The organism is Nonomuraea rubra (genome assembly GCF_014207985.1).
GTDB lineage: Bacteria > Actinomycetota > Actinomycetes > Streptosporangiales > Streptosporangiaceae > Nonomuraea > Nonomuraea rubra.
Genome location: NZ_JACHMI010000002.1, coordinates 72,908 through 96,733 on the forward strand (window position 1 = coordinate 72,908; position 23,826 = coordinate 96,733).

31 protein-coding genes are annotated in these 23,826 nt (G+C 68.2%); 20 read left to right on the plus strand and 11 right to left on the minus strand.

What is annotated here, in order from left to right:
• From HD593_RS59955 to HD593_RS59975, 5 genes are read left to right on the plus strand one after another with little or no spacing between them, the layout of a single operon-like run.
• Positions 1-477 (plus strand): hypothetical protein, encoded by a 477-nt coding sequence (locus HD593_RS59955; RefSeq protein ID WP_185112888.1) that lies wholly within the window; start codon positions 1-3, stop codon positions 475-477.
• Positions 474-641 carry a hypothetical protein gene (locus tag HD593_RS59960; RefSeq protein WP_185112889.1) on the plus strand — a complete coding sequence of 56 codons (168 nt, stop codon included), beginning with the start codon at positions 474-476 and terminating at the stop codon, positions 639-641. The genes HD593_RS59955 and HD593_RS59960 overlap by 4 nt, the downstream gene beginning before the upstream one ends.
• The gene (locus tag HD593_RS59965; RefSeq protein ID WP_185112890.1) at positions 619-3,396 is read left to right on the plus strand and encodes a fibronectin type III domain-containing protein; all 2,778 of its coding nucleotides are present in this window, start codon (positions 619-621) and stop codon (positions 3,394-3,396) included. The genes HD593_RS59960 and HD593_RS59965 overlap by 23 nt, the downstream gene beginning before the upstream one ends.
• A gap of 13 nt (positions 3,397-3,409) precedes the next feature.
• Positions 3,410-4,075 (plus strand): hypothetical protein, encoded by a 666-nt coding sequence (locus HD593_RS59970; RefSeq protein ID WP_185112891.1) that lies wholly within the window; start codon positions 3,410-3,412, stop codon positions 4,073-4,075.
• Complete coding sequence (locus HD593_RS59975; RefSeq protein ID WP_185112892.1) at positions 4,072-4,410, plus strand: hypothetical protein; 339 nt, start codon at positions 4,072-4,074, stop codon at positions 4,408-4,410. Before HD593_RS59970 ends, HD593_RS59975 begins: the two co-directional genes overlap by 4 nt.
• A gap of 22 nt (positions 4,411-4,432) precedes the next feature.
• Here the strand turns inward: HD593_RS59975 and HD593_RS59980 are convergent, their stop codons facing one another.
• The gene (locus HD593_RS59980) at positions 4,433-4,645 is read right to left on the minus strand and encodes a hypothetical protein (protein WP_185112893.1); all 213 of its coding nucleotides are present in this window, start codon (positions 4,643-4,645) and stop codon (positions 4,433-4,435) included.
• A gap of 153 nt (positions 4,646-4,798) precedes the next feature.
• Between HD593_RS59980 and HD593_RS59985 the strand changes: the two genes are divergently transcribed.
• From HD593_RS59985 to HD593_RS59995, 3 genes are read left to right on the plus strand one after another with little or no spacing between them, the layout of a single operon-like run.
• Positions 4,799-5,764, plus strand: a complete 966-nt coding sequence (locus tag HD593_RS59985) for a peptidoglycan recognition protein family protein (RefSeq protein ID WP_185112894.1) — start codon at positions 4,799-4,801, stop codon at positions 5,762-5,764.
• A gap of 32 nt (positions 5,765-5,796) precedes the next feature.
• Positions 5,797-6,093 (plus strand): hypothetical protein, encoded by a 297-nt coding sequence (locus HD593_RS59990; protein ID WP_185112895.1) that lies wholly within the window; start codon positions 5,797-5,799, stop codon positions 6,091-6,093.
• A 56-nt stretch (positions 6,094-6,149) separates the two neighbouring features.
• The gene (locus HD593_RS59995; protein ID WP_185112896.1) at positions 6,150-6,410 is read left to right on the plus strand and encodes a holin; all 261 of its coding nucleotides are present in this window, start codon (positions 6,150-6,152) and stop codon (positions 6,408-6,410) included.
• 65 nt (positions 6,411-6,475) lie between these two features.
• Here HD593_RS59995 and HD593_RS60000 read toward each other — a convergent pair whose 3' ends face one another.
• The 8 genes from HD593_RS60000 to HD593_RS60035 form a co-directional block, all read right to left on the minus strand.
• Positions 6,476-7,921, minus strand: a complete 1,446-nt coding sequence (locus HD593_RS60000) for a glycine hydroxymethyltransferase (protein WP_185112897.1) — start codon at positions 7,919-7,921, stop codon at positions 6,476-6,478.
• A gap of 103 nt (positions 7,922-8,024) precedes the next feature.
• A complete protein-coding gene (locus tag HD593_RS60005) occupies positions 8,025-8,327 on the minus strand; it encodes a putative quinol monooxygenase (RefSeq protein ID WP_185112898.1) in 303 nt (100 codons plus the stop codon).
• A gap of 20 nt (positions 8,328-8,347) precedes the next feature.
• Positions 8,348-9,190, minus strand: coding sequence for a phytanoyl-CoA dioxygenase family protein (locus HD593_RS60010; protein WP_185112899.1), 843 nt, complete (start codon positions 9,188-9,190; stop codon positions 8,348-8,350).
• Positions 9,191-9,192: 2 nt separating this feature from the next.
• Positions 9,193-10,155, minus strand: a complete 963-nt coding sequence (locus tag HD593_RS60015) for a GNAT family protein (protein WP_185112900.1) — start codon at positions 10,153-10,155, stop codon at positions 9,193-9,195.
• Positions 10,156-10,157: 2 nt separating this feature from the next.
• The gene (locus HD593_RS60020; RefSeq protein ID WP_185112901.1) at positions 10,158-10,895 is read right to left on the minus strand and encodes a class I SAM-dependent methyltransferase; all 738 of its coding nucleotides are present in this window, start codon (positions 10,893-10,895) and stop codon (positions 10,158-10,160) included.
• 224 nt (positions 10,896-11,119) lie between these two features.
• Positions 11,120-11,392, minus strand: coding sequence for a hypothetical protein (locus HD593_RS60025; protein WP_185112902.1), 273 nt, complete (start codon positions 11,390-11,392; stop codon positions 11,120-11,122).
• A gap of 457 nt (positions 11,393-11,849) precedes the next feature.
• Complete coding sequence (locus HD593_RS60030) at positions 11,850-12,146, minus strand: hypothetical protein (RefSeq protein WP_185112903.1); 297 nt, start codon at positions 12,144-12,146, stop codon at positions 11,850-11,852.
• Positions 12,143-13,000 (minus strand): SAM-dependent methyltransferase, encoded by an 858-nt coding sequence (locus tag HD593_RS60035; RefSeq protein ID WP_185112904.1) that lies wholly within the window; start codon positions 12,998-13,000, stop codon positions 12,143-12,145. The genes HD593_RS60030 and HD593_RS60035 overlap by 4 nt, the downstream gene beginning before the upstream one ends.
• Positions 13,001-13,316: 316 nt before the next feature.
• On the opposite strand from HD593_RS60035, the gene HD593_RS60040 reads away from it, so the two are divergent.
• Together HD593_RS60040 and ribD are read left to right on the plus strand one after the other, a co-directional pair.
• Positions 13,317-14,528: a helix-turn-helix domain-containing protein gene (locus tag HD593_RS60040; RefSeq protein ID WP_185112905.1), complete on the plus strand. Its 1,212-nt coding sequence runs from the start codon at positions 13,317-13,319 to the stop codon at positions 14,526-14,528.
• Between the two features lie 26 nt (positions 14,529-14,554).
• Positions 14,555-15,400 carry a bifunctional diaminohydroxyphosphoribosylaminopyrimidine deaminase/5-amino-6-(5-phosphoribosylamino)uracil reductase RibD gene (gene ribD, locus HD593_RS60045; protein WP_246549854.1) on the plus strand — a complete coding sequence of 282 codons (846 nt, stop codon included), beginning with the start codon at positions 14,555-14,557 and terminating at the stop codon, positions 15,398-15,400.
• Here ribD and HD593_RS64945 read toward each other — a convergent pair.
• Complete coding sequence (locus tag HD593_RS64945; protein ID WP_185112907.1) at positions 15,387-16,088, minus strand: GntR family transcriptional regulator; 702 nt, start codon at positions 16,086-16,088, stop codon at positions 15,387-15,389. The two genes, ribD and HD593_RS64945, sit on opposite strands and share 14 nt — an antisense overlap.
• Positions 16,089-16,376: 288 nt before the next feature.
• On the opposite strand from HD593_RS64945, the gene HD593_RS60055 reads away from it, so the two are divergent.
• The 9 genes from HD593_RS60055 (at position 16,377) to HD593_RS60095 (ending at position 23,010) form a co-directional block, all read left to right on the plus strand.
• Positions 16,377-16,697, plus strand: a complete 321-nt coding sequence (locus HD593_RS60055; protein ID WP_185112908.1) for a WhiB family transcriptional regulator — start codon at positions 16,377-16,379, stop codon at positions 16,695-16,697.
• Positions 16,694-18,157: a hypothetical protein gene (locus HD593_RS60060; RefSeq protein ID WP_185112909.1), complete on the plus strand. Its 1,464-nt coding sequence runs from the start codon at positions 16,694-16,696 to the stop codon at positions 18,155-18,157. The genes HD593_RS60055 and HD593_RS60060 overlap by 4 nt, the downstream gene beginning before the upstream one ends.
• Positions 18,157-18,585: a hypothetical protein gene (locus HD593_RS60065; protein ID WP_185112910.1), complete on the plus strand. Its 429-nt coding sequence runs from the start codon at positions 18,157-18,159 to the stop codon at positions 18,583-18,585. Before HD593_RS60060 ends, HD593_RS60065 begins: the two co-directional genes overlap by 1 nt.
• Before the next feature lie 161 nt (positions 18,586-18,746).
• Positions 18,747-18,971, plus strand: coding sequence for a hypothetical protein (locus tag HD593_RS60070; protein ID WP_185112911.1), 225 nt, complete (start codon positions 18,747-18,749; stop codon positions 18,969-18,971).
• Positions 18,972-18,973: 2 nt separating this feature from the next.
• Positions 18,974-19,423, plus strand: a complete 450-nt coding sequence (locus tag HD593_RS60075; RefSeq protein ID WP_185112912.1) for a hypothetical protein — start codon at positions 18,974-18,976, stop codon at positions 19,421-19,423.
• Between the two features lie 14 nt (positions 19,424-19,437).
• Positions 19,438-19,851: a hypothetical protein gene (locus tag HD593_RS60080; protein WP_185112913.1), complete on the plus strand. Its 414-nt coding sequence runs from the start codon at positions 19,438-19,440 to the stop codon at positions 19,849-19,851.
• Positions 19,848-20,702 (plus strand): hypothetical protein, encoded by an 855-nt coding sequence (locus HD593_RS60085; RefSeq protein WP_185112914.1) that lies wholly within the window; start codon positions 19,848-19,850, stop codon positions 20,700-20,702. Before HD593_RS60080 ends, HD593_RS60085 begins: the two co-directional genes overlap by 4 nt.
• Positions 20,703-20,908: 206 nt before the next feature.
• Complete coding sequence (locus tag HD593_RS60090) at positions 20,909-22,654, plus strand: hypothetical protein (RefSeq protein WP_185112915.1); 1,746 nt, start codon at positions 20,909-20,911, stop codon at positions 22,652-22,654.
• Complete coding sequence (locus HD593_RS60095; RefSeq protein WP_185112916.1) at positions 22,651-23,010, plus strand: hypothetical protein; 360 nt, start codon at positions 22,651-22,653, stop codon at positions 23,008-23,010. The genes HD593_RS60090 and HD593_RS60095 overlap by 4 nt, the downstream gene beginning before the upstream one ends.
• Here the strand turns inward: HD593_RS60095 and HD593_RS60100 are convergent.
• The gene (locus HD593_RS60100; protein ID WP_185112917.1) at positions 22,992-23,186 is read right to left on the minus strand and encodes a hypothetical protein; all 195 of its coding nucleotides are present in this window, start codon (positions 23,184-23,186) and stop codon (positions 22,992-22,994) included. The two genes, HD593_RS60095 and HD593_RS60100, sit on opposite strands and share 19 nt — an antisense overlap.
• A gap of 197 nt (positions 23,187-23,383) precedes the next feature.
• On the opposite strand from HD593_RS60100, the gene HD593_RS60105 reads away from it, so the two are divergent.
• Positions 23,384-23,569: a helix-turn-helix transcriptional regulator gene (locus tag HD593_RS60105; protein WP_185112918.1), complete on the plus strand. Its 186-nt coding sequence runs from the start codon at positions 23,384-23,386 to the stop codon at positions 23,567-23,569.
• Positions 23,570-23,826: the final 257 nt, after the last annotated feature.

A 23,826-nucleotide genomic window follows, 5' to 3' on the forward strand; every position in this document is an offset into this window, starting at 1 on the left:
ATGGTGCCGGACGACTGGCAGGTCACGGAGGTGACCGACACGGCAGATGAGTCCGGGCGGGTCGAGGCGTGGGAGATCACGCTGACCCGGGCCGCCGATGGCGTCACGGTCGGGGTGTTCCTGCCGAAGATGGCGATCGAGTCTACAGCCGTGGCGTGCGCGCTGACCTCGACGGACGAGGTGATCGACGTGCTGATGCACCGCGCCGTCCATCCGATCTATGAGCCGAGCCTGCCCGAGACGAACCCGTGGCAGCTCAGCGGTGAGCAGGCCCGCGCCGCCGTGCTTGAACGAGTCGAGCGGTGCAAGCGCGACCACGCGACCGTCACGACAGCCGTGCCGAAGGCTCGTACGGCGGCCGCGCGGAAGGCGGCTGACGTGCTCGCCCCGCTGAAGTCGCACGTGCGGATAGACCCGGTGAAGGCCGCGGCCACGCGGCTGGAGCACCAGCGGGCGCTCTTGCGGGCGGACAGGTGACGCAGGACCTGGTGGTTGAGCCCGCGCGGATCATCGCCGTGCTGCGCCGCCGCATCGAGGAGCTGACGTATGAGAACGCCGTGCTGTCGGCGGCGGTGGACCAGCAGCGCGACGAGATCAACGAACTGAGGGGGGCCAGCGGTGCAGGTGATCATCCCAGGTAAGCCCGCGAAGTTCGCGCTACGGCTGGTGGCGCACGAGCCGAACGGAGATCGGCTGGGTGTGCTGCCTCACCACAGCGGTTTCGAGCTGGGCGACCCGCTGAACGACGTGCCCAGCCTCAAGGTGACCTACCCGGACGGGGGGCTGAACTCCGGCCTCATCGCTGGGCACTGCGAGGTCGCGGTGGAGTACGCGGCGAACGGCGGCGCCTGGGTCGAGCCGCCCAACGCGCGGTTCCTCCGGATCAAGCGGAGCGGCGACAGCACAGACCGCGCCGGTTCCCGATCTTACGATCTGCCGGGCTGGGCGTGGCTGTTGAGGAAGGTCGTGCTGTACCCCAACAGCGCAATGGTGGACGGCAAGCGCCAGTTCAACGCGGTCAGCGCCGGCGCGATCCTCGCGACGTTCATTCAGGAGGGCAAGGCGCGCGGCGCGTTGTCCGGTCTGACCTACCTCTTCTCCGACAGCCGCGACAGCGACAACAAGGAGTGGGACAGCACGCGGCGGCTGACGCTGGCGATCGAGCCGGGCAAGGACCTGCTCAGCGTCCTGATCAATCTGGGCGAGCAGGGCGTGATCGACTGGCGGATGCAGGGCCGCGAGCTGCAGGTGTTCAACCCGGACACGGTGCTCGGCACGGACCGCGCGTCCGGCCCTTCGCCGGTTGACCTGCGGCTTGGCCGTGACATCACCGAAGCTCCGGACACGGGGACGCTGGAGGACGCCGTGTCCGCCATCCTCATCGGCGGCGAAGCTGGCCTATCGGTGGAGGTGACCAACCCGGCCGCCGTCGCGCCGTGGGGCAGATGGGAGACCTACCAGTCGCAGAGCGGCGTCTCTGACGTCGGTACGGCGAGGCTGCTGGGCCAGAACGCGCTGGAGCGGGTCGGGCGGGAGCGGGTGCAGGTCACCCGCGGCCTGATGTTCGACCGTGCGCGGTGGCTGCCGTTCGAGCACTACCAGCCTGGGGACTACGTGCTCGCGCCGGGTGATGGCGGGGCGATGGAGTCGCTCCGTCTGCGGCAGATCACGTTGTCCGTGGACACGGGCGGCCAGGTCGGTGGCAACGTCGTCTTGAATGATCGCTTTCTGGAACGGGAGATCAGGCTGGCCAGGCAGGCGGCCGGGATCCTCGACGGTGGAGTGGGGTCGGGCGGTTCCGGTGGCGAGCCGGCTCCGGAGTCGAACAACCGGGTACCTGCCGCACCGCAGGGTCTCGTGGTGAACGCCATCACCTACATCGACGAGGCCGGGTACCCGCGAGGCCAGATCACCGCTGCCTGGGCTGCGGTCGTGGCCGACGTCGCCGGGGTGGCACTCAACATCGACGGCTACGAGCTGTTCGCCCGTGTCAACCAGACCGGCGCACCGTGGATGCAGATCGCGGTCAGCGACTCCAACACAACCGTGGCCTACTCGCCGCTGCAGGCCGGTAGCCAGTACGCGTTCAAGGTGCGCGCGACCTCGGCCGGAGTGAAGGGCGACTTTTCCTCCCAGATCGTCGTGGAGATCGAGGCCGACACGGAGCCGCCGCCGGTCCCGAGCGCGCCTCAGGTGTCCACTCGGCTGGGCGTGATCCACGTTGCGTGGGACGGCCTGGGCGTCGGCGCGGTGCCGATGCCCGCCGACTTCTTCTCAGTGAAGGTCTGGATGCAGGACCCGCTCGCGCCGGGCGCGGCCGTGGTCGGCCAGTTGGAGGCGGCCGGCTCGGTGGTGATCCCGGACCAGCCGTACGGCGCTGATCGGGAGCTGTGGCTGACGTCGATCGACCGCAGCGGCAACGAGTCGGCGGCCTCAACGCACACCGTCGTGGCGACGCAGCCGGTCGTAGACACGGACCTGATCGGGCGGATCGTCAACGGCGCGACCCACATCATCGACGGCACGATCCCAGCGGATGCGAAGGTCACAGCGGGCACGATCACGGGCCAGTTGATCCAGGCCGGGGCGATCCAGACCGGCCACCTGACGGCCAACGCGGTGACGGCCGACAAGGTACAGGCCGGGTCTATCCAGGCTGGGCACCTGGCTGCCGCCGCGATCACCGCTGACAAGCTGGCTGCCACGGCGATCGACGGTAAAACGATCACGGGTGCCTTCATCAGGACTGCCGCGACTGGGCGGCGACTTGAGCTAGCGCCACCTGGTGCGACGTATCCCGAGATCCGCTTCTACCCGACCTCGGGCGGGAATTACTCGCGGATCTACACCCGCGACGACGTGTACACCGGCGAAGCGACGCTCACGATCACCACCAGCCAGAACTCCGGAGGTGCGTACCGGGCGCAGATGCAGATGGGCGCTACCATGACGACCCTGGGCGTTATGGATGCGGCCGCGACATCGCAGCGTGGCGGATACCTGGAGATCGCCAACGACCACGCCGCCTACGGCTACTACGCTGGCGGCACCAACTCCCAGTGCTACATCTGGTTCGATGACTCGGGCCGGTGGCAGGTGCGCGGCCGGTACTGGGACAGCAACCTGGCCGATCCCTTCGATGCCATCCATGCAGGCTCGTGGACGGTCAGCGGGTCGGCGCAGTACTTCATTTACCCGTACGGGACCGTGGACATGGCGACCAACATGGGGCCTGTCGTTACGGTGCGCGACGGCCGCTCGGGTGGGCCGACGAACTGGGACAACCGTTATGCGGCCAAGCCGTGGGTCATCACGTGCTCAAGCACGTACGGGTTCCAGATCAACCTGGACGCCTCAGCCAGCTTCGCTTTCTACTTCTGGTGCCACCGCCACTGAACAGGGAGATCATGTGACGCCGAATGTCGTGCAGGCGTGGGACGCCGAGCTGGGATACTCGCACGTCCACCTGGCGAACCGCCCACCGGGAGGGCCGGTTGAGATTCCTTCGGGAACGACCGGGGGTGAACCGGTATGGGGTGTTTGGACGGTGAATCCTATTGGGCAGGAGGGCGTGTGGTTCATCCAGCATTCGATGCTGGAGTGGCGGTCGAGCGCGTACGGCATCGACCCGGACGATGTGGAGACGCTGCTGGACGTGTGCTTTCACGAGTGGTTCTTCCCGAACCCGAACGATCCCCTGATCGTGCACGATGAGGTGGCCACGCAGATCCTGCGTGAGACCAGGGACTTGCCCTCGGTGTGGACGCCGGGCGTGTCCGATGAGGCTCGCCGCGATGCGCACCTGGAGAAGATTCGCCTGGTGAAGGAGCGCGTGGCGCGGGTGGAGGCGGCGCCCAGGCAAGATCGGCAGGACGCTCTGCTCTTTGTCGGGTCCGCGCGCGTGGCACCGTCCGACCCGCTGGAGCCGATCAAGGCCCACACCCGGCTCGACCCCATTCGCGTTGCCGGGAAGAAGCAATACCTGGAGTGGCGGCGAGCAACGGCGGACGGGCCGGTCACGCCCACTTTCGAGCTCAAGCCGCCGGCGACGTTCAGAGGGATGGTGCCAGGGTGACCGAGGAGACGCCCAATCTCGCGCTGGCACTGTCGGAGCTACGGAGCGCCGTCGAGTTGGGGTTTGAGCGCACCAACGGGTCTACGGCGCTCATCTTGCAGCGCCTCGAATGGGTGGACGATCGTCACGCCGAGCTGGTGAAGAGGGTTGAGCAGAATCAGGCCGCCGCCGAGCTGCGATATGTCGCGCTGGAGTCCCGCGTGGACGTCATGGAGCGGGAGGCCGTGACGCGTACGCAGCTCACCGAGCGGACCCGTCAGATCATTGCCGTCGTCACCGTCCTGGTTGCCGTGGCGGGCGCGGTTATCGCGCTGATCCAGCTCACGCGCGGCTGATCCAGCGATCGCCCGACGTAGCTCACATCTTGGGACCGATGTTGATGTGGGTCATATTCCGGCTGCAGTCGATGTTGTCGTTGTTGGTGGAGAGTATCGGGACGTCGATCACTCTGATCGAGTTGCAGTTCAGCACGTTGATGTCGTCCTGGGCAGCCGACGGGCTTGCTGCGATGGCGAGTATGGCTGCGGCCGAAAGCAGGGTTGAGGTGAGGGTGATCGCGATGCGGCGCATGGTGTGTTCTCCCATCTAAGGGGCTACGGGGTCAGTCTTCATGATTGCCGCACCAGTCGTGACAGAACGTAATTATCGGTTACATAGAGATATCTGTAGAGGTCAGCGCCTCTACCCTGAGGTGTCCGCACACAATTCCAAGGGGAGCAACTCATGCCCTGGCTTACGCAGCTCGCGGACGTCGCCCGCGCAACCGGCTTTCCGGTGACGGAGGTCGGCGGATGGAAGACTCGCGGGCACGGCCCGCAGCCCTCTGTCGAGGGCGTGGTATGCCACCACACCGCCGGGTCTAATGACCGGCACGTCGTGGTGAACGGCAGGCCAGGACTGGAGGGGCCGCTGTCTCACATCTGGCTGCAGCACACTGGCCGGATCTGGGTCGTCGCCGCTGGGCGGTGCTGGCACAACGCGCCGAGCACCAGTTCGCACCACATGAACAGCACGAGCATCGGAATCGAGGCCGAGAACGACGGCCGCAGTCCGTGGCCGCAGGTGCAGCTCGACGCCTATTACGCGCTGTGCGCCGAGCTGTGCCGCGAGTTCGGCCTGCCCGCCAGCAGGGTGGCGGGTCACAAGGAGGTCAACACCGGCAAGGTGGACCCCCACTCGATCAACATGAACTCGTTCCGGTCACGCGTAGCCGCGCTGATCAAGAACCCCGGAACGCCCATCGAGCAGCAGGAGGACGACGTGCCCGAGGTCATCTCTCTGGGTGCCGGTGATGACCAGGCGGTCCCGGCCGGTGGCGAGTTGGCGGTGCGCTGGCACACCGAGTACACGGACGACCCGCCCGGTCACAACGCGGACGGCGTCGCCGTCATGGCTAAGGCTGCGCGTTGGTGCATCGTGGACGGCCTGGTGAAGGTCCGCGGGCTGAAGCCGGGCACGGAGATCGACGTAGCCTGGTCGCGCTACTCGCGGGACGGCAAGGAGTTCGAGGACGACGCCTGGAGGCTGTCCTTCCGCGCCGACGCCAACGGCCGCGTCGAGTCCAGCGTGGGCGGCCAGTTCGCGCTCAACACCAAGAACCAGCTCCGGCTCCGGATCATCAACCCGACCGACGCCGCGGCGGTCGTCGAGAAGGTGACCATGGCCAAGATCGCCATGTTCAGCCGCTAATTGCGGTTCCGCTTTCGACAGGAGGCACTTCCATGTCTACCCCCACCGAGACCGCGCCGACGATCGGCCGGATCGTTCACTACAAGCTGTCCGGCCACGACGTCAGCATGATCAACCTGGAGTCGATGCAGTCGTTCGGCGGCCAGGGCGTCATCCGGTCGCCAGCCAAGCTCGGCGACGTCCTCCCGGCGATCATCACGCGAACCTACGAGGGTTCCGGGACCGCCGTGAATCTCCAGGTGTTCCTCGACGGTAACCACTCCTACTGGGCGACGTCGCGCTCGCAGGGCACCGACCACGGCCAGTGGTCGTGGCCGCCCCGCGCCTGATCTCCAACTCCCGAACCCTCCCGCCGAGGTGGCGGGCTGTCCCGAAGGAGGGGCATATGCACGCAGATCCCCAGATCAGCTACTCCAAGCCGCCCGTCGAGACCAAGGTCAAGGTCATGGGCCTGACGGCCTACCTCGCTGGTGTCGCTGGCATGGCGGTGCTTCAGACGGTCGCTGACGACCCCAGCGTGATCGCGTTCCTGCCCGACTGGATCGAGGCGATCACGCTGCCGCTGGTGCCGACCGCGCTGGCGGCCGTGGCTGGCTTCAAGGCCAAGCACACGCCGCGGCCGGACCTTCCGGCTGACCAGCGATAGCTTTTACCGTTCACATGGACGCCCCGCTCCTCCCCTGGGAGGAGCGGGGCGTTTTCGCTTTTTCCTCAGCTGATGCGGACCGCCGGGTAGAGCGGATACCCGGCCATCAGGTCGGCCGCCTCCTCGCTGACCTGGTCGCGGACCTTCGCATCCAAGGTGTACTTGGCCGGAGAGGTGCTGCCGTCTGGCGTGGTGGCGGGCTGGGTGCCAGTCAGCACCGTGTGGATCAGGTGGGCGATGCGGTCCATGTCGGCCTGGTTGAGGCCTCGGGTGGTCAGTGCGGGAGTGCCGAGACGGATGCCGGAGGTGTACCAGGCGCCGGCGGGGTCGCGCGGGATGGCGTTGCGGTTGGTGACCACGCCCGCGTCGAGCAGGGCGGCTTCGGCCTGCCGTCCGGTCAGCCCGAAGGTGGAGACGTCGAGGAGGACGAGGTGGTTGTCGGTGCCCCCGGTGACCAAGCTGACGCCCCGTCGTCGCAGGCCCTCGGCGAGCGCCTGGGCGTTGGCGACGACGGCCTCGGCGTAGCGGGCGAAGTCGGGCGTGCGGGCCTCGGCAAGGGCGACCGCCTTGGCGGCCATGACGTGCGGGAGCGGCCCGCCGAGCACCATTGGGCAGCCGCGATCAACCTGGTCGGCCAGTTCGGGCTGGCACAACACCATCCCGCCGCGCGGGCCGCGCAGGGTCTTGTGCGTCGTGGTCGTGACGATGTGGGCGTGCGGGATCGGGTCGAAGTCGCCGGTGAAGACCTTCCCGGCGACCAGGCCGGCGAAGTGGGCCATGTCCACCATGAGGGTGGCTCCGACCTCGTCGGCGATCTCCCGCATGATCCGGAAGTTGATCTTCCTGGGGTAGGCGGAGTAGCCCGCGATGAGGATGAGCGGCCGGAACTCGCGGGCCTTGGCTCGCACCTGGTCGTAGTCGAGCAGGCCGGTGTCCGGGTCGGTGCCGTAGCTGGCCTGGTGGAACATCTTGCCGCTGATGTTGGGTCGGAAGCCGTGGGTCAGGTGGCCTCCGGCGTCGAGGCTCATGCCGAGCATTCGCTGATTGCCGAGGTCGCGGCGCAGTTCTTCCCATTCGCTGTCGGAAAGATCGTTGACGTGACGGGCTTGGGCGCGGGCCAGGGCCGGCGCTTCGACCCGCTGGGCGAGCACGGCCCAGAACGCGACGAGGTTGGCGTCGATGCCTGAGTGCGGCTGTACGTAGGCGTGCGCGGCGCCGAACAGGGCTGTGGCGTGTTCGGCGGCGATCTGCTCGACGGTATCGACGTTGCGGCATCCGGCGTAGAAGCGGCGGCCGATGGTGCCTTCGGCGTACTTGTCGCTCAGCCAGTTGCCCATCGCGGCCAGGACGGCGGGTGAGGCGTAGTTCTCGCTGGCGATCAGCTTGAGGCTTTCACGCTGGTCCTGGAGTTCTTGCCGGATCGCTTCGGCGACGCGCGGTTCGACTTTCGTGATGAGGTCCAGCGCAGCGGTGAAGGCGAGCGAGTCGGCGGGCTCATTCGGCAGGGCCATGATCGTGTCTCCGAGGTATGGGCGAGGAACAGCAGCACGCTAGGCCGCAAGGCTTTCACACTCCGTGCTCGCTGCGCTGCCATGCGGGCCGGGGCGGTGGTGGCTATGGCCATGGCTCGCTGGCCAGCACGATGAACTTCGTTCCCTTGGGCCCGGTGATCAGCAGCGTGGGGAACGCGTCCATCACCGCATGGAGCTGCGGCAGTTTGCCTTGGAGGTCTACCGCCTCTTCGTCGGCGTAGACCTCGATCGACACGAAGCGATGGGGATTGCCGGGGTCCTGCATGATGTCGAAGTCGATCACTCCTGGTACTCGGCGGCTGACATCGACCAACTCGGCGAACAGGCGGTGAGCGCGCTGCAGATGGGCGGGGTCCACAGTGACGGCCACGCGGTAAAGGATCATCCGTCCTCCTCCTGGTGTCATCAGTAGCGGGCGCTGACCGGATTGAGCCCGCCGTGGCCGAGCAGTTCCAGCAGCGGCTCGTCCTCACGCGAGCGTGCCTGTTCGAGCAGCCGTTGGTAGGCGGCTGAGGGGAGGCTGGGCTCGAAATTGAACTCCGGCATGAAGATCGACGACAGTTGCAGGGTGAGCAGGCGGCGCGTCTGCTCGCTGTGGTTGGCGCCGCCGCGGTGCCACAGGGCGGCGTTCATCAGCACGACCTGGCCAGGCTCGATCTGGACCATGACCTGGTCGTCGAAGGTATCGTCCGTCGCCGGCGGCTGGTCGAGGCGGTGGTGACTGCTCGGCACCACCAGTAGCGGGCCGGTCCGCTCGTCCGCTGCGTCGAGGTAGATCAGGCAGGTGATCACGGTGGGCGCGGACGCCAGGCGTGACGGTGGTGAGGTGTGCGGCCGGTAGTCGGTGTGCCACACGGTCCCGTCCCCGGTCCGGGGGCGGGTGACGCGCACGTTCGAGTTGCGCAGCACGATGCGCGGGCCGAGCAGGCAGCGGACAGAGTCGGCCAGGCCGAAGGACTCCAGCGGGATCATGGCGATGCGCGGGTCCTGCTTGTGCGGGTCACGGACGTACTGGCCGGCGAACTCCTTGTCGTAGGTCTTGTCCCCGGGCGAGGGGAAGCGTTCGGCCACCTGCTGGTCGATCGCCTCGCGCAGCAGGCCGAGCAGGCCGTCAGGGATGCGGCTGTCCGGGACGACGACGCCTTGGCGGACGAAGGTGTCTTCCTCCTGCTGAGTGAGCATCGTGGTGCAGGTCCGCTCGGGCATCGTGACGTCGGCGTTGTGGATGAAGAACGTGGTGGTGGGCATGTTCACCTCGCACTGGGGCTTTGCAGCAGGCAGGTGCGCTGCTGGATGTGGTCCGGGAAGGTGTGCTTCTTGAACTCGAACAGCGACGCGGTTTCCGAGCCGCCGAGGTTCAGCGCCGAGGCGCCGGCGCGGCGCTGCTGGAGGTAGATGAGCCACAGGAAGTAGGTGACCAGCCGCGGTTCACTGCGGGCGGCCAGGTAGTAGCCGTGGGCGATGCCGGTGATGTCGGCGGTGATGGCGAAGGCCGCCAGCCGGTCTCGCCGGGTCAGATAGTGGTAGGTGAGCCGATCGTGGTGCAGGGAGATGAGGCTGGCCGTGACGGCGTCGTTGAACCCCAGTTCGTGCAGGTCGTAGCCGTCCGCCCGCGCCGCGTCGGCGTGGATGAGCGCGGTTTCACCGATGCCGAGCGGTGTGGGCTGGGCGGTGTAGTGGTAGCGGGAGGCGTGCCGGAACACCGCCTCCCGCAGCGGCTTGTACTTGCGGCCGCCGGGCAGCTCGACGGCGGGAGCGGTGACGATTACTTCGGGGTGTGTTTCGTCGTCGGCTGGCGCGTCGGCGTGCCAGGGCCCGTTCATCTCCGTCCACCCTCGGGTGCGCAGGTGTTCGGCGACTGCTGGCGAGCAGTATCGGACGACCAGGGGTTGCTCTGCCCGGTCATGGGCCACGCGGGCGACGTCGTCAAGGAGCCGCATCACGGCGTCAAGAGGGCCGACCGGGCGGATGGCGATCAACCGCTCCACATCGTCCCGCCAGGACAGGCCCATCGCGGCGTTGTCGCGGCTCACGACATGCCCGCGCCCCCGGGCGCGCAGCCAGTAGAACAGGCTGTGGCTGCCGTGCACGTCGGCACCGGCCTGCAGGTAGGTGGGCAGCAGATCGACACGGTTGAGGGTCGCCAGGGTGATCGGGCGTATGTCCGTGCCGAAGTGGTGATGCAGCTCGCGGGACACGGTGGCCAGGGGCATGCCTACCTCGCCTTCTTCCGCAGGGTCCACACGTGGGTGAACGCGGCAGGGTTGTAGTGGTCGCTTTCCAGGTCACGGACGCGTTCCAGGTGCATGCCTGCTGCGGCGGCCAGGTCGTGTAGCTGGTCGATGTCCACCGCGTACTGAATGTGGGTCTCCCTCCAGCAGGTCGCGTCGGTGGCGTCTCGGCGCTCGACGACGCTGACGCACCGGTCTCGCTCGGGGTCGTAGCGGTGACGCCAATGCACGGTGCTGTCCCTGAATTCCTGCACGTCGCTGCGGTCACGCCAGTGGCAGCGCAGCAGGTGCGGAGAGGACAAGTCGGCGATGAGCCGGCCGCCCGGCCGCAAGCAGCGTGCGACCTCGCGCAGGCACCGGCCCAGCGCGGGGATGGGCAGGTAGTTGAGGGTGTCGAATCCGGACACCATCAGATCGGCTGACTCGTCGCTCAGCGGCAGGGCGTCGATGGAGGAGAGCAGCGTGTGCTCGTAGGCGTCGGCGGCCTGGGCGAGCATCGCCGCCGAGCGGTCCACGCCGAGGCGCGTGGGCCGGGGCAGGTGGGTGGCCAGGAGTCGGCCGCCGATGCCGGTCCCTGCTCCGAGATCGACGACCACCGCGGAGGGGCGCGGCTGGGTCTGCGCGGCCTCGGGCAGGATGCCGACGCGCCAGGTGTGTTCGGCCAGGTCGCCGAGGAGCGTGTGATAGTCGTCGGCGAGCCCTCTGTAGGGCTCTGCCCTCATGGGCGTCTCCTTCCAGCCGAGCCGACGCATCAGCGTTCGGACCCATGGTCGTAGCGGGCCGTTGGGGATGTAGTAGGGGTGGGCGATGAAGGGGTCCAAGGGGTTTCCTTCGTGGAGCAGGGCAGCCGTGGGACGGCAGGGGCTCTCCGCCGTCCCACGGCTGGGGCCGCCCCGGACCGGGCCCAGCCGAGGGCGGCGGGGAGGCAGGCGGCTTGTGCCTCCCTTCAGGTGGTGTGCATGGCGCGGGTGGTGGCGCGGAACATGTGGGCGAGGTGCTGCTGCTGGGACAGCGCGGGGGCCAGCGTGTGGCAGTCGGGCGCGCGCAGGACGGGCTTGACTCCCGCCGCCTGCATGGGCTTCGTGATCGTGAAGCGGGGGATGGCGCCCCACACCTCAGCGCCGTTCTCACGGCCACGCATGATCGTCCAGCCCGGGTATTCGCAGCGGAGGGCGTGAAGCTGCAGGTGGGCCCTCGTGGTCGGGTTGTCTCGGCTCATATTGGATCACCGGGTTGTGCTCGTGACTTGGTTGGTGAGGTGCGGCCGTGGGACGGCGGGTGAGCAGTTGCGAACGCCGTCCCACGGCCCCCTTCACCCCGGCCAGGGGGGAGAGCGCGGGGTGAAGACGCGGCAGGTCCGAGACGGGGTAACTCGGGAGTTGCCGCGCGCGGAGGGGATTCCTCGGTCTCCTCGACGCCGTAACCGGGCAACAAGCGCCTGGCTCGTGCAGGGAGGCGTCGCCCAGGGGAGTGTGGTCCTCGCCGCTCCCAGTGGCCATCCCACTGGGAGCGGCGAGCGCCGGCCGGCGCGGGCCACGACGGTGCTGGATTTCCGGAAACCCGCGCCGGTAGCGCGTGACCGGCCATGGATGAGCAATCAAGGCCGGTCACGCCAAGACGCGGCGTAGCTGCCCCGACCGCGCACGGGCTCGCCAGCCTGGCCGCGTCTCGTCTGATCACCCGACCGTCCTCCTCAGGGCGTCGGGAAGTTGATGGCTCAGGGCAGGAGGTACCGGGCGTAGGCCGTTCTGGATCGCCCAGCGACGGCTCTGGCGCTGCGTGTCGCGGATGCACGTCCACAGCGCCTCGGGGTCGTTCCAGTCGCCTGTGTGGTAGATGCCAGCCGTGTTCCAGTACCCCCGGTAGAACGCGATCACCAGCTCCTCGACCTGGAGAACCAGCCACCAGTAGCCGGTCTCCAGCTCCAGCCGATCCGCCCACCCGCGGTCCGTACGATCTCTGACCTGATTCACGACGCCTCCGCCATGGACCGGGCGAACGTCTCGAATCGCGCCACCGCGGCGACGAAGTGAGCTCGGCCAACGTCGAGCGGCATCGCGGTATCGGGCCGCCAGGTGGAGGCTTCCACCAGGCCCGGCTCAAGGAGTTCGAGGCCGCCGAGGAACATCGACTTGATCACGTCCAGGGACCGGGGATAGATGTCGGCCGTGGCCTTGTAGTCCGCGATCATCTTCGCCCGCTCCTCCGACGTCAGGAGGTCGTCCCGGGCGTGGCTGAAGATGAAGTAGCCGGACGGGAAATGGGCCATGTAGCGGCGCAAGATGCTGGCCGGCTTCTTCCCGTCAGGCGCGAAATGCGCGACCGCCGTCGCGATCATCCCCACGGGCTGGCCCGGGTCGAGCAGGCTCCTCGTCGCCTCGTGCCTGAGCACGGCGTCCACGTCCCAGGCGTCGCCCTCGATCAGGCTGGCCGCGCCGGGGACGTCGAGCATCGCGCGCCCATGGACCGCCACGTGCTGGTCGTTGTCCACGTAAACGACGCGCGTCCCCTTGTGGTGCTGGACGGCTGTGTCGTACGTGGTCTCGCCGTTCTGCGGTGGGAGGCCACATCCCAGGTTCAGCCACTGGCGGATGCCGTGCTCCTTGGCGACCACCCTGGTGGCGCGGGTGACGAACTCCACCTGCGCGCGGGCGGCCGTGCGGATCTGTCCCGCAGTCTGCTCCAGTGCCCCCAGCACATCCCGGTCCGGAGCAAGGTTGTCCTTGCCGCCGGTCGCGGCGTCCCAGACGCGGGCGATGGACGGCCTGGAGAAGTCATAGCGGCCTTCACCGGCCGCGTCGTGGGGAGCCACCCTGCTGGCGCTCATGAGGCTTGCTCGTTGTGGTGCCGTGGAGCCGGGATGGCTCTACGCTTTTGCATGGGTCAGGACCTCGATTCCTGATCAAGGCCCCGGGCTTTCCCGGTGTTCACGCACCGGGCCGGGGCCGAACCATTTTTGGAGGCGAATCAGGGCCGACAAGCAGGTTGGCCAGCGTGATATGCCTTCTGTCAGCCATGGAATCGCCGACTAGGGCTACCGTGGGAGATGTTGACCGTTGCCCTTCGGTCAGCAGGCAACAGTGGTCAACAGGTCAACACCGTTTCCGACGCGTGGGCAGGCAATGACTAGCTTCGGTGAGAAGATGCGAGCGCTGATGGAGGAGCGCGGCGTCTCATTGCGCAAGCTGGCCACCGCCATCCATTACGACGTCGGATATCTGTCGAAAGTCGCGAATGACCTGAAGCGCCCGTCTCTGCCGCTGGCTCACAAGCTCGATGGCGAGCTGCAAGCTGCTGGCGAACTCGTGGAGTTGGTGCCTGAACGCGTGAATGCGCGAAGCCGGACGAGGGCCGCTACAGTTCCGCCTCACGACGACACGAAGGTGGTGAATCCGCTGGCTCTGCCTGTACCCCTTGAGGACCCGCTGGTGGATCGCCGCATGCAGCGTCTATCTCCGAGCCATACCGAGGAGCTGCTTTCGCATGTGGGAGAGCAGTGGCACACGCTGGTTCGGACAGATAACTTGCTGGGTCCGCGGCATGCCCTCGGCGGCGTCTGCACTCAGCTCACGATCTTGACGGCGTTGCTTCGCCATGTGCGTCCTCCGCTTCGGGACGGTTCCCTCCGCCTCGCAGCCAAGTACGCCGAGTCTGCGGCATGGTTGTATGAGGACGCTGGCGATCTGACCGCGAGCCGTCTTTGGACGGGGCACGCGATGGAGTGGGCGTTGGAAGCCGGCGACCGTCCGATGGTCGCGTGGACGTTGTTCCGGCGCAGCCAGCAGGCGCAATCGGTGGGCAATGGCGCTCAGGTGGTGAGTCTCGCCGAGGCCGCGTGCCGTGAGCAAGGCAACGTCGCTGGCCCCATGTTGGCCGCGATTCTTCAGCAACAGGCACATGGATTGGCGCTTGAGGGAGTTGAGCTGACATCGCACGACCTGCTTGATCGCGCGCGCGAGTGCGCGACCACGGACGATGCTGGCGACGCTCGGGCAGGCCACGGCTCTTTCTGCACGCCGGCGTACATCGAGATGCAGCGCGGCCGGGTCTGGCTCACGCTCGGGCGCCCCGGGCGAGCAGTGCAGGCGTTCGAGTCCGCCATCACGGATCTGTCCCCGACGTACCAACGAGACCGCGGGCTGGCCCACGCCGGGTTGTCGGTCGCTCTTGCTGCGGAGCGCCAGCCGGAAGCCGCGGCGAACGCCGCGATACAAGCGCTTACTGTTGCCCAGGACAGCGGATCGACCAGAATCCTTTCCATGGTCACTTCGGTCGCGCCTCAGCTCGCACGTCATGCACACCTGGATCCTGTCGCCGAGTTCCTGGCCGAGCTCGACGCCACGTCTGCAGTCTGATGGCGTCCACAGTAGAGGTCGCCGCGATGCGGCGTGCGATTGCGGTGTCGGCGCTGGGGCTCGGCACGACGAGCCCGAACCCGCCGGTGGGCTGTGTAGTCCTCGACGCTGGCGGACGCGTGGTTGGCGAGGGCTTTCACCGTCGCAAGGGTGAGGCGCACGCGGAGGGCAACGCCCTCGCGGCGGCGGGCGCCGCTGCACGCGGTGGGACGGCTGTGGTGACCTTGGAACCCTGCAACCATGTGGGTCGCGCTCCTGCCTGCCGCGCGCTGTTGATCGAGGCTGGGATTGCTCGTGTAGTGGTTGCCGTCGTTGACCCTACGTCCCGAGGAGAAGGTGGCGTGGCTGAGCTGCGCCGGGCGGGGGTAGACGTCGAGGTCGGGGTGTTGGCCGACGAGGCCGAGCTGGTCCTGCGTCCCTGGCTGACCGCGCTGGGACGGGGTACCCCGTTCGTCACCTGGGCGTACAGCGCCGACGCCGAGGATCACCGCCAGGTCCCTGCCCTCGACGTGCACGGGTACGACGTTGTGGTGGGCCCTGATGGGCAGTTGCGGGAGGGCACACCGGGCGGGCATGGCGACACGTTCGTCCTGCCTGGTGAACTACCGCAGGGCAGTCCGGAGAAGGTGCTGCAGGCCCTCTACGCAGCGGGAGTCCGGTCGCTGCTGATGCTCAGTGCACGTGGACTCGCCGAGCTGTACGCCAATGCGGGTCTGGTTGACGAGATCCTTGTCCACCTGCCTGGCCGCGCTGCCTCCTCGCCGGGAGGCGAACTGCCTTCCGCAGGCTTTCGTGTCTCAGCCGTTCGTCGTCTGGAAGATCACGTGCTGGTGCGGGCTCAGCGGGAGGATCCGCCGTTCAGGGCGAGGTGAGCGGCAGCCGCTGATCCACGATGTGCACCCTTTGTGGGTTGGCCAGCCGGCGCAGCAGTTGAAGAGGCTGACCAGCCTGGTTGTAGGTAATGCGGGTGAGGTCGAACAGAGGGCTGCCGCGGCTGACCCGGAACGTCAGTGCCTCCTTCGGGCTGGCCGTACGGACACGGGTCTGCAGCTCTACAAGGGCCGTTGAGCGCTCCACGTCGTAGCTGCTGGCGTCGTGCCGCTCCATTGACCAGTACAACTGATCGAGGCACACGAGTTGGCCTTCTATGTCGCCGCGTATCTCGCCGATGATCACTTTTGCCTTGGCCGGGAGACGGAGGATGTGGGAGACCTCCTCAGTCGCGGGCGTGGCACGGCTATTGACGGTTGTTAGGTGGCCGGTGATCCCGGCTCGCTGGCACGCGGCTGCCCACGCGGTGGGCTCGTCGCGGAAGTCGATGGCCATGGGGATCTGGATGGCGACGGCTGGTCCGAGGACGATCATGCCTTTGTTGGCGACGCGCCAGATCAGCCCCTCTTCCTTGAGGGCCCGCATGGTGTTGGTGATGACCTGTCTGCTGACGCCGTAGGCGCGCATGAGGTCTTCAGTGTGGGGGAGGGGTTCGCCCGGGGGATGGGTGCCGTCGAGGATCTTGGTCCGGAGGTCGGCTAGGACCTCGGGAAACCTCGCGACGGGCACGGGCGGGCTCCTTCGTTGGGCTGTTCTGACTGGCGTTGATCGTAGTACGGCGGTGCGGTGGGTGCTTCTCACCTGCGCGGCTTGACAGTGATCGTCCGGTGATGCAGCATGGCTAGTGCAACGCTGTTTACTAGTAAACACAGCGTAGCAGAGCACGAAAAAGCGGCCCTCCGCTCCACCGGAAAGCCGCACACCACAAGCCCCTGCGGGCCCACACCCGGAACTCCACTTCCAGGCGGGGCCCTGAACACCAGGTCTCTCCACCCTCGTGAAAGGAACCGAGACCCGATGTCCAGCCACATCGTGGCATCGCCGTTCGGCGTTGTCACATCCGACCCCACCCCTGACTTCGACGCGATCCTCACCAGCGACGCCAAGTGCCGCCAGCCCGGCACCGACCCCGACGACTGGTACCCCCTCGACGACAGCTTGGCCTACGACGAGGACTACGCCCGCGGCCTCTGCGCTGGGTGCCCGTTCACCGGCCTGGCCGGCGAGTGCGTGAACCGGGCGCGGGAGCTGCCGTTCGACGCCTGGGGCGTCATCGGCGGCACCACCCCGACCGAGCGCCGCCGCCTCGGCATCGGCTTCTACGAGGTGGCGGCGTGAGACTGCTCGCCCCGAACCCGAACCGCGAGCACGCACGGCTTGAGGCGGAGCGCATCCGCCTGGAGCAGGCGGAGCTTCGCGAAGCGGCCCGGCGCAAGCAAGAGCTCGAAGAGGCCGAGCACCGCGCCGCCCTGTCCGAGCGGGCGGGCGAGCTCGCCGAGCAGGAGCAGACCCGGATCGCCGCCGAGGCCGACGCCGAGGCCGAGCGTAACCGCGCGAAGTGGCGAAAGCGGCGTGAGGTCTGGACCGAGCGCACCCGGACGGCCGGCCGCCTGCTGGTCATGAGCACGACGAACCTCGGCGTCAACCTCGTCGCTGTCAGCGGTCAGGCGATGTCGTTCATGCAGCGCGGGCTCCCGCCGCTGTGGGCCATCCTCGCGGCCGGGATCGTCGAGTCCGTCGCCGTGTACGTCTCCTGGCACGCCCACGTGGCGCTGCGGGAAGGCGACGCGGCCTGGGCCACCCGCATGTGGTCCTACGCGATCGGCGCGGGCGCTGGGTACCTGTCGTACACGCACGTGCAGGACTACCCGGAGCTGTTCGCGGCCTGCTCGCTCGCGAGTCCGTGGCTGTGGTCGATGCACTCTCGGCACCTGCACCGCCAGGACCTACGGGCTCAAGGGCTCATCGACCCGAGGGCGCCCAAGTTCAGCGTGCTGCGCTGGCTGCTGCACACCAAGGAGACGTTCGCCGCGTTCAAGTGGGCGGTCAGCGAGGGTGTGCAGTCGCCGCACGTCGCTGTCGAGGTGGTGCGGACGCGCCGCGCCGTCCGGACGACGTGGCGGACGGTGGACGAGGCGCAGACGGCGGTGGTCGCCGCGCAGCGGACGCAGTTGGAGCTCGCGCTGACCCAACTCGCCGCCCTGTCGGAGGAGCTGTACGGCGTGGACCCGGACGCGTTGGCGGCCAAGCAGACGATCGCGCGGTTCGTCCACCGCGTCGGCGGCGGCATGTTCCCGATGTACCGTCCGCTGCCGCCCGTCGAGCTTCGTCCGGCGGACGAGCGGACGGACGGTGCGCAGACGGACAGCGCGGACGACAGCCGGACGGACGGCGGACGGACGACGGACAACGAGCCCGAGCAGAAGCGGCCGGACGACGCGGACGGCAAGTCCCGTCCGGCCGGACGGCGCGGCCGGAAGCGCCCGGACGGACGACGCCCGTCCGGGCGGACGAACGGCGGACGGACGGCGCAGACGGGCGGTCGGTCCGCAGGTACTGCGGACGTCGCGGACGTGCTGCCGCTCGGACGGACGATCCTCGCCGACCATCAGCGGGCCGGCGTCCGGCTGACACGCGACCGCCTCGCGGCCGGGGTCAAGGCGGCCGGACAGACGATCAGCAACGAGCGCGCCAGCGCGCTGCTGAGGGCGCTGCAGACGAGCGTCTCGTCCGCCACGGACGGCGCGGACGAGAACAGTTCGTCCGCCGACGACAACGACGACAAGGGGACGAACTGATGAGCACCAACCGGACGGACCAGACGACCGAACTCGGCTGCTACCTGCCCATGTGGGACGAGGCCAACGACGAGTTCCACAACGGGTGGCTGACCTACCGGACGGACGACCCGTTCTTCGTCCGTCTGGAGATCGAGGACTGGCCCCTCACGGTGGCTGCGCCTCGGATCGTTCTCCTGGACGGCTTGAACGGTCGGGCCGAGTGCCTGTCGAAGCCGGACCGCACCGCACTGCGGGTCCAGCCGTCCTCGGACGGCGCGTACGTGCTACTCGGGATCACGCAGGGGGACCTGCTCCTGGCGGTGTTCCGCACGCCCGCTGACGTGCTCGCCCGGCACCTCGTCGGCATGCACGAGCTGGTGCCGGAGCAGGAGGAGATGACCTGGATCGACTGGGACACCGTGATCGCCAGCCTCATGCAGGCGTGACCGTCCGTGACCAGCCGCCAGGCCGCTCTCACTGCCGACCAGAGGTTCAGACCGCCGCCGCGAGGCGACCCAACGCGCGCAGGTGTACGTGCGCGCACGTGCGCGAGAGCGTACCACGGCCCCGCCAGCCGTAACCGTCCGTGACGATCGGGAGGAGTCACGTGCCCACCAAGCCGACCCGCCGCAAGGCCCGCAAGGCCCGCTTCCACGCCCGCATCGCGGGCGCGCCCACCACCAAGGAGGCGTTCCACGAGGCCATCCGCTACCTCACGGCCGAACTCGCGGACGTGCACAACGCCGACGAGGCCGAGGGCGATCGGCTCTACACGCACTACGCCGCCGAACTCCGTAGCAGCGGCGACGACGTCAACCGCCAGAGGAGGTGAACATGCGCAGCATCCGCTCCCCGTACCCCGCCGAGTCGAAGCCGAAGGACGAGCAGCCCGACCAGAGCGCCGAGCAGCCCCAGCCCGCCACCGACGAGGGCGAGACGGTCGCCCCAGTCGTGCCCCTGCGCGACGACCAGCCGCCGGCGCCCACCAGGCCCGCCGCGCCGCGACTGGACCAGCTCGTCGAGTTCGTCCAGGGCCCACTGTCGGACTGGATCGCCCGCGAGCGGCCCTCCTACCTGGCAAGCCCGGTCACGTTCGTCCGGGAGCGGTGGTCGCCGTCGTGGCTGCCGGGTGACGTCCGCGCCCTGGTGTGGGCGTGGCGGGTGCTGCTGCTGGCCCGCGCGCTGCTGTACACCGCGTTCTACATCCCCGCCATGACGATCTTCCTCCCGGAGCTGACCACGGCCGCGATCGTCGCCTCGCTCATCCTGTACTTCTTCGCCTGAAAGGACCCCTCACCGTGGACAACCTGCTCGTCGGACTCGGCGGCGTCACCGCCCTGATGCTCGCCTTCGGTGTCGGATTCATCTGGAAGAAGACCGCCCCGAAGTTCACCGCCTGGTGGATGCTCGTCGCCGGCGTCGGCCTGATCGGCACGTTCTTCGAGGCCATCGTCCGCGCGGTCACCGGCCGTCTCCACCCCGTCATCCCGGCGATCCTGCTGGGCGTCTGCGCCGCCATCTGGCTCGCGGACGTCTGGGGCAAGTCGAACAAGGTCGGCCGCGCCACCGCGATCGTTGCCACGGTCATCCCCACGTTGCTGGTCGTCAGCGCCATCACGGTCTTCGGCATCAACACCGCCGATCTCGGCCGCGATGCCAAGAAGGCATGGCAGGACACCATGACCGCCGACGTCGAGGGAGGCCGCGAGTGATCACCGTCATCCTGCTGCTGGCCCTGTCCGGAGTCATCACCGCCGCGCTGGTCAAGCGCCCCGACGCCCGCGCCGCCACCATGGGCGGCCTCCGGGCCGGCACGGCTCAGGCAGAGCTCGAGTTCCGGCGCGGCTTCACCGCCGCGCGCACCCACTACGACCAGGCCCAGAAGTACCTCACCCGCCCGACCGCGTCTGGCGCCCCGCCGGGACCGCGCAACCTCCGCTGGTGGACCTCCCTCGCCTTCGGAATCGTCGGCGGCACCACCGCGGCGGTCGCGGGCGGAACGTACGGACTGCTCAAGGTCCTCGGTGGCGCAGTCCGCATCGGTCGCCAGGCTACCGAGGGTGCCCGTCAGGCCTACCGCGACTACCAGGCCACCCGCGAGATCGAGGAGGCCGAGGTGGTCGAGGACGCCGAGGAGGACGCCCCGCAGACCGAGGAGGAAGCACCCGAGGAGACGCCCGAGCTGTCGGCGCCCGCCGACCATCCGCCCACTGACAAGCCCGTCACCGACCTGACCATGTACGACACGCCCGAAGGGACCACCGTGAACGCCGAATTTGTTTCATTCCCCCAGCTCAGGCACGACCACGCGACCGCCAGCACCGACATGACGCAGGTGGCCGCAGCCATCGACGGCCAGATGGGTGGCCTGGCGTCGAAGCGCATGGGCCGCGGCGCGCTCATCGCGGCGCTGATGGCCGCGCACGAGACCGCGACCCAGCTTGCCGCCCAGCACGCGGAGATCGCGGCCCTGGCCGCCGCTCAGTCCTCCGTGGCCGAGGCTCACGCGGCGGTCGGCGGCGTGGACAACGTGGCCGACAAGGAGGCGTACGCGGAGGGCTGACGTCCGCAGCACGCCCAGCACCACCCACGCGAAAGGAGCTCCCGTTGTCCAAGGTCAGCAAGCAGAAGCCGACCGAAGAGGTCGCCCGCACAGTGAGGCGGGTCGCGTTCCGTCAGCGATACCGCATGGTGATGGCGGCTCCGTTCGCGTGGCTAATAGCGCTACCGCTATCAGCAGGAGTCCACCTGCTGCCGGTCCACCCGGCCGTGGCCGTCCTCATCGCGGCGGCCACGGCTGTGGTCCCGGTCCGAAAGGCAGTCCAGGCCCGCCAGAACGTCGCCGCTGCGGCGTTCGGCGCGGCCTGGCTCATCGCCACCGCCCCGATCGGTCCCACCGGATTGGTGGTCGAGGTCGGGGTGGCCGGCTGGCTGACGTTCGCGCTGCTGCACTGGCGGCGGCACCGCCGCCTGCCCCTGCCCGGCCGCGCGCCGGTGGTCGAGGAGGAGCCGCTGATCACCGTCGAGCAGGTCGCGTTCGACCCCGAGATAGCGCGGATCATCGCGCGGTTCAACGAGCGCCTGGCCGCCAAGGGCAAGGCGCTGGACGGCATGACGCTGACGACGCCGAAGCGGATTGACGCCGGGTACCGCGCAGAGATCCGGGCGGTGCCCGGCGAGAAGGAGACCAAGGACATCATGCAGGCGGCCGGAAAGGTCGCCTCCGCGTTCCAGACCTCGACGCAGCTCGCCGTCCTGGAGCCGTCGCCCTCGGGGGACAACTCCCGCGCCCTGTTCACCTTGCTGCAGGATGACACGCTGGCGCAGGTGCGCCGGTTCGAGGACGTCCAGCCCCGCATCGGCGCAGACGGCCGCGCGCACATCGGCTACTTCTACGACCTCGCCCCGGCCCACTGGGCGTTCTTCACAGAGTCCGGCGGCATGCGGCACGGCATCATTGTCGGCGACTCCGAAGCGGGCAAGTCCCGCTCAGTGGAGACGCTGCTCGGTCTGGCCCACCAGTCCGACAAGGTCGCCACCGTGCTGCTCGACCCGCAGGGCGGCTCCATGCCGGACTGGAACGACCGCACCCACCGCTGCGCCCTCGGCGAGGACGACTGCGCGGACGAGCTGGAGCTGTGGCACTGGGTGATGCGCCGCCGCGTGCGCCATCTCGCGCGGATTCCATGGGTGGACGAGGACGGCGACGAGCGGATCGGCAAGACGCACCTGGTGCCGGGTGACCCCGACGCGGGCGGCATGACAGGGATCTTCTTCGTCCTGGAGGAGGCGCCGGAACTGCTGACGCACGACGTGCACGGCAAGAAGGCGGTGGCTACGCTCGCGTCCGGCGCGAAGACCTGGCGTAAGGGCGGCGGCGGGATCGTCCTGGTCGCGCAGGACCCGAACATGACCGAGCTGGGCGGGTCGGTGACGCTGCGGGCGCAGCTCCGCAAGAACGCGTGCGCGCTGCGGACGCAGACGCCCGGCGCGGCCTACCAGATGGGGCTCCCGCAGGACCCGTCGCTGCTCCCGGCGACGTTCAAGAACGGGAAGCTGACGCAGGGCCTGGCCTACCTGTCCGGAATCGACCGGCGGGCCGCGCTGATGCGGTGGCTGTACACCGAGAAGCCGAAGTACATCGCCCGCCAGCCCGCCGCCGGCCAGATCGACGACCTGACGATGGGCTGGATCGAGGAGTACACCAGCGCGAAGAAGGATGGGCGCGAGCCGCGCACGGGCAAGCCCGCGGCCGCGGGGGACGAGCCGCGTTCGACGCCGGGTGACGTGAAGGCCGCGATCATCGACGTGCTCGATGACGCGGATGGCCTGGCTCTGGAGTTGGGGGAGCTGCTGCACCTGGTGCTCAAGCGGCGGGTAACGGCACCACCGAGCGAGATCCACACGCAGCTCAAGCGGCTCGTGAAGGACGGGCGGGTGTGGCTGGTCGGCAAGGACGGGGGAGAGGCGTACGCCCTTCCTGAGGAGATTTTGGAGCGTCTGGAGGCCCGATGAGGATGCTCGCTCGGATCGAGTTGGTGGCGGCGTGGCTGGCGGTCGTCTGGGCGGCCGCGCCGCTTGCGCAGGTGGCCAACTCAAATCTGGCGGTGACCGTGCCGCTCATCCTCGTAGCGGTCGGCGCGGCCCTCGAGAAGCTAGAGCGGCACGGAGCGGGCGTGGTTGGCCCATCGCTGACGGCCGTCGCGCTGTGGGGTTTGGGGGTCACTACGTGGGGTGTGATCGGTGGTACGGCGCTGGTGGCTTCTGGTCTTGTGGTGCTGTCTTCAGGCTCATGGTCAAGCTGGGCGGTTCGGGCCCTCTCCCAAGCTGGCTGGAGAGGAGAGGAAACGGTTCAGGGCAAGGAGTCGTAATAGATCGCGAAGATGACGAACGCTACGAAGAGAACCGTTGCGATGCCTGCGAAGACCTTCTTGCCCAAGGTGTCTAGCGGCACGGGCTCACGTTGCGACTGATCGACAATGGATTTTTTGCCCTGCTCGGCCACCAATCGGCGATGCCTGTCGTGGCCCTCCTGGAAGCTGTCCATCCGGGTCCTCTTTCGGGTGGGGGCTCTTGCAAGAGTACGACCACTCTTAGGCGTAATCCAGTCGCTCGATGTAATGGATGGCTTGAGGTGCGTCAGACGCGTCATATGCGTCATATGCTTACGATGGAAGGTAGTGCGAAAGCGTGACAAATGCGGGCCGCTGCTCAACGTGGCGGCTGGCTAGCGGAGGGACAACGGTGGCAGAGAAGCACCTGACTCCAGAGGACCTGGCGGAACGCGTGGGGGTGCCTGTCTCGACGGTGTACCAGTGGAACTCTCGTGGCGGAGGGCCGCGCTTCATGAGGGTTGGCAGGTACGTGCGTTACAAGATCGCGGACGTGAGCGCCTGGGAGGAGTCGTTGTACGCCGAGCAGGCCAGCTGACCGTGGAAGATGTGGCCCCGGATCACAGAGAGTGATCCGGGGCCATGGCGTCTCGGGCTGTCGCTGGCCTCTGCCTGGTTCTGTGTCAGTTCTGCCTGAAAGTGGCGAGCGATGACAAGCGATGACAAGTGAAGGCAAGTATCTGCCCAGGTGAGCGACCATTTTGCGGGATCGGCCGCAGATGGGACTTTTGCGTGCCGAAGATCTACACGATCTTCGAGGGGCACGAGCGAGATCCAGCGGCTGATCATCGGCCG

Excerpts from the sequence above, each read along its gene's own strand:
- HD593_RS60040 (WP_185112905.1), top strand. The coding sequence starts at position 13,317 with ATGCGAGCGCTGATGGAGGAGCGCGGCGTCTCATTGCGCAAGCTGGCC.
- HD593_RS60000 (WP_185112897.1), bottom strand. The coding sequence starts at position 7,921 with ATGGCCCTGCCGAATGAGCCCGCCGACTCGCTCGCCTTCACCGCTGCG.
- HD593_RS60010 (WP_185112899.1), bottom strand. The coding sequence starts at position 9,190 with ATGCCCACCACCACGTTCTTCATCCACAACGCCGACGTCACGATGCCC.
- HD593_RS60020 (WP_185112901.1), bottom strand. The coding sequence starts at position 10,895 with ATGAGGGCAGAGCCCTACAGAGGGCTCGCCGACGACTATCACACGCTC.
- HD593_RS60015 (WP_185112900.1), bottom strand. The coding sequence starts at position 10,155 with ATGCCCCTGGCCACCGTGTCCCGCGAGCTGCATCACCACTTCGGCACG.
- HD593_RS60100 (WP_185112917.1), bottom strand. The coding sequence starts at position 23,186 with ATGGACAGCTTCCAGGAGGGCCACGACAGGCATCGCCGATTGGTGGCC.
- HD593_RS59980 (WP_185112893.1), bottom strand. The coding sequence starts at position 4,645 with ATGCGCCGCATCGCGATCACCCTCACCTCAACCCTGCTTTCGGCCGCA.
- HD593_RS59990 (WP_185112895.1), top strand. The coding sequence starts at position 5,797 with ATGTCTACCCCCACCGAGACCGCGCCGACGATCGGCCGGATCGTTCAC.
- HD593_RS60065 (WP_185112910.1), top strand. The coding sequence starts at position 18,157 with ATGAGCACCAACCGGACGGACCAGACGACCGAACTCGGCTGCTACCTG.
- HD593_RS59995 (WP_185112896.1), top strand. The coding sequence starts at position 6,150 with ATGCACGCAGATCCCCAGATCAGCTACTCCAAGCCGCCCGTCGAGACC.
- HD593_RS60035 (WP_185112904.1), bottom strand. The coding sequence starts at position 13,000 with ATGAGCGCCAGCAGGGTGGCTCCCCACGACGCGGCCGGTGAAGGCCGC.
- HD593_RS60095 (WP_185112916.1), top strand. The coding sequence starts at position 22,651 with ATGAGGATGCTCGCTCGGATCGAGTTGGTGGCGGCGTGGCTGGCGGTC.
- HD593_RS60075 (WP_185112912.1), top strand. The coding sequence starts at position 18,974 with ATGCGCAGCATCCGCTCCCCGTACCCCGCCGAGTCGAAGCCGAAGGAC.
- HD593_RS59985 (WP_185112894.1), top strand. The coding sequence starts at position 4,799 with ATGCCCTGGCTTACGCAGCTCGCGGACGTCGCCCGCGCAACCGGCTTT.
- HD593_RS60055 (WP_185112908.1), top strand. The coding sequence starts at position 16,377 with ATGTCCAGCCACATCGTGGCATCGCCGTTCGGCGTTGTCACATCCGAC.
- HD593_RS59955 (WP_185112888.1), top strand. The coding sequence starts at position 1 with ATGGTGCCGGACGACTGGCAGGTCACGGAGGTGACCGACACGGCAGAT.
- HD593_RS60025 (WP_185112902.1), bottom strand. The coding sequence starts at position 11,392 with ATGAGCCGAGACAACCCGACCACGAGGGCCCACCTGCAGCTTCACGCC.
- HD593_RS60005 (WP_185112898.1), bottom strand. The coding sequence starts at position 8,327 with ATGATCCTTTACCGCGTGGCCGTCACTGTGGACCCCGCCCATCTGCAG.
- ribD (WP_246549854.1), top strand. The coding sequence starts at position 14,555 with ATGCGGCGTGCGATTGCGGTGTCGGCGCTGGGGCTCGGCACGACGAGC.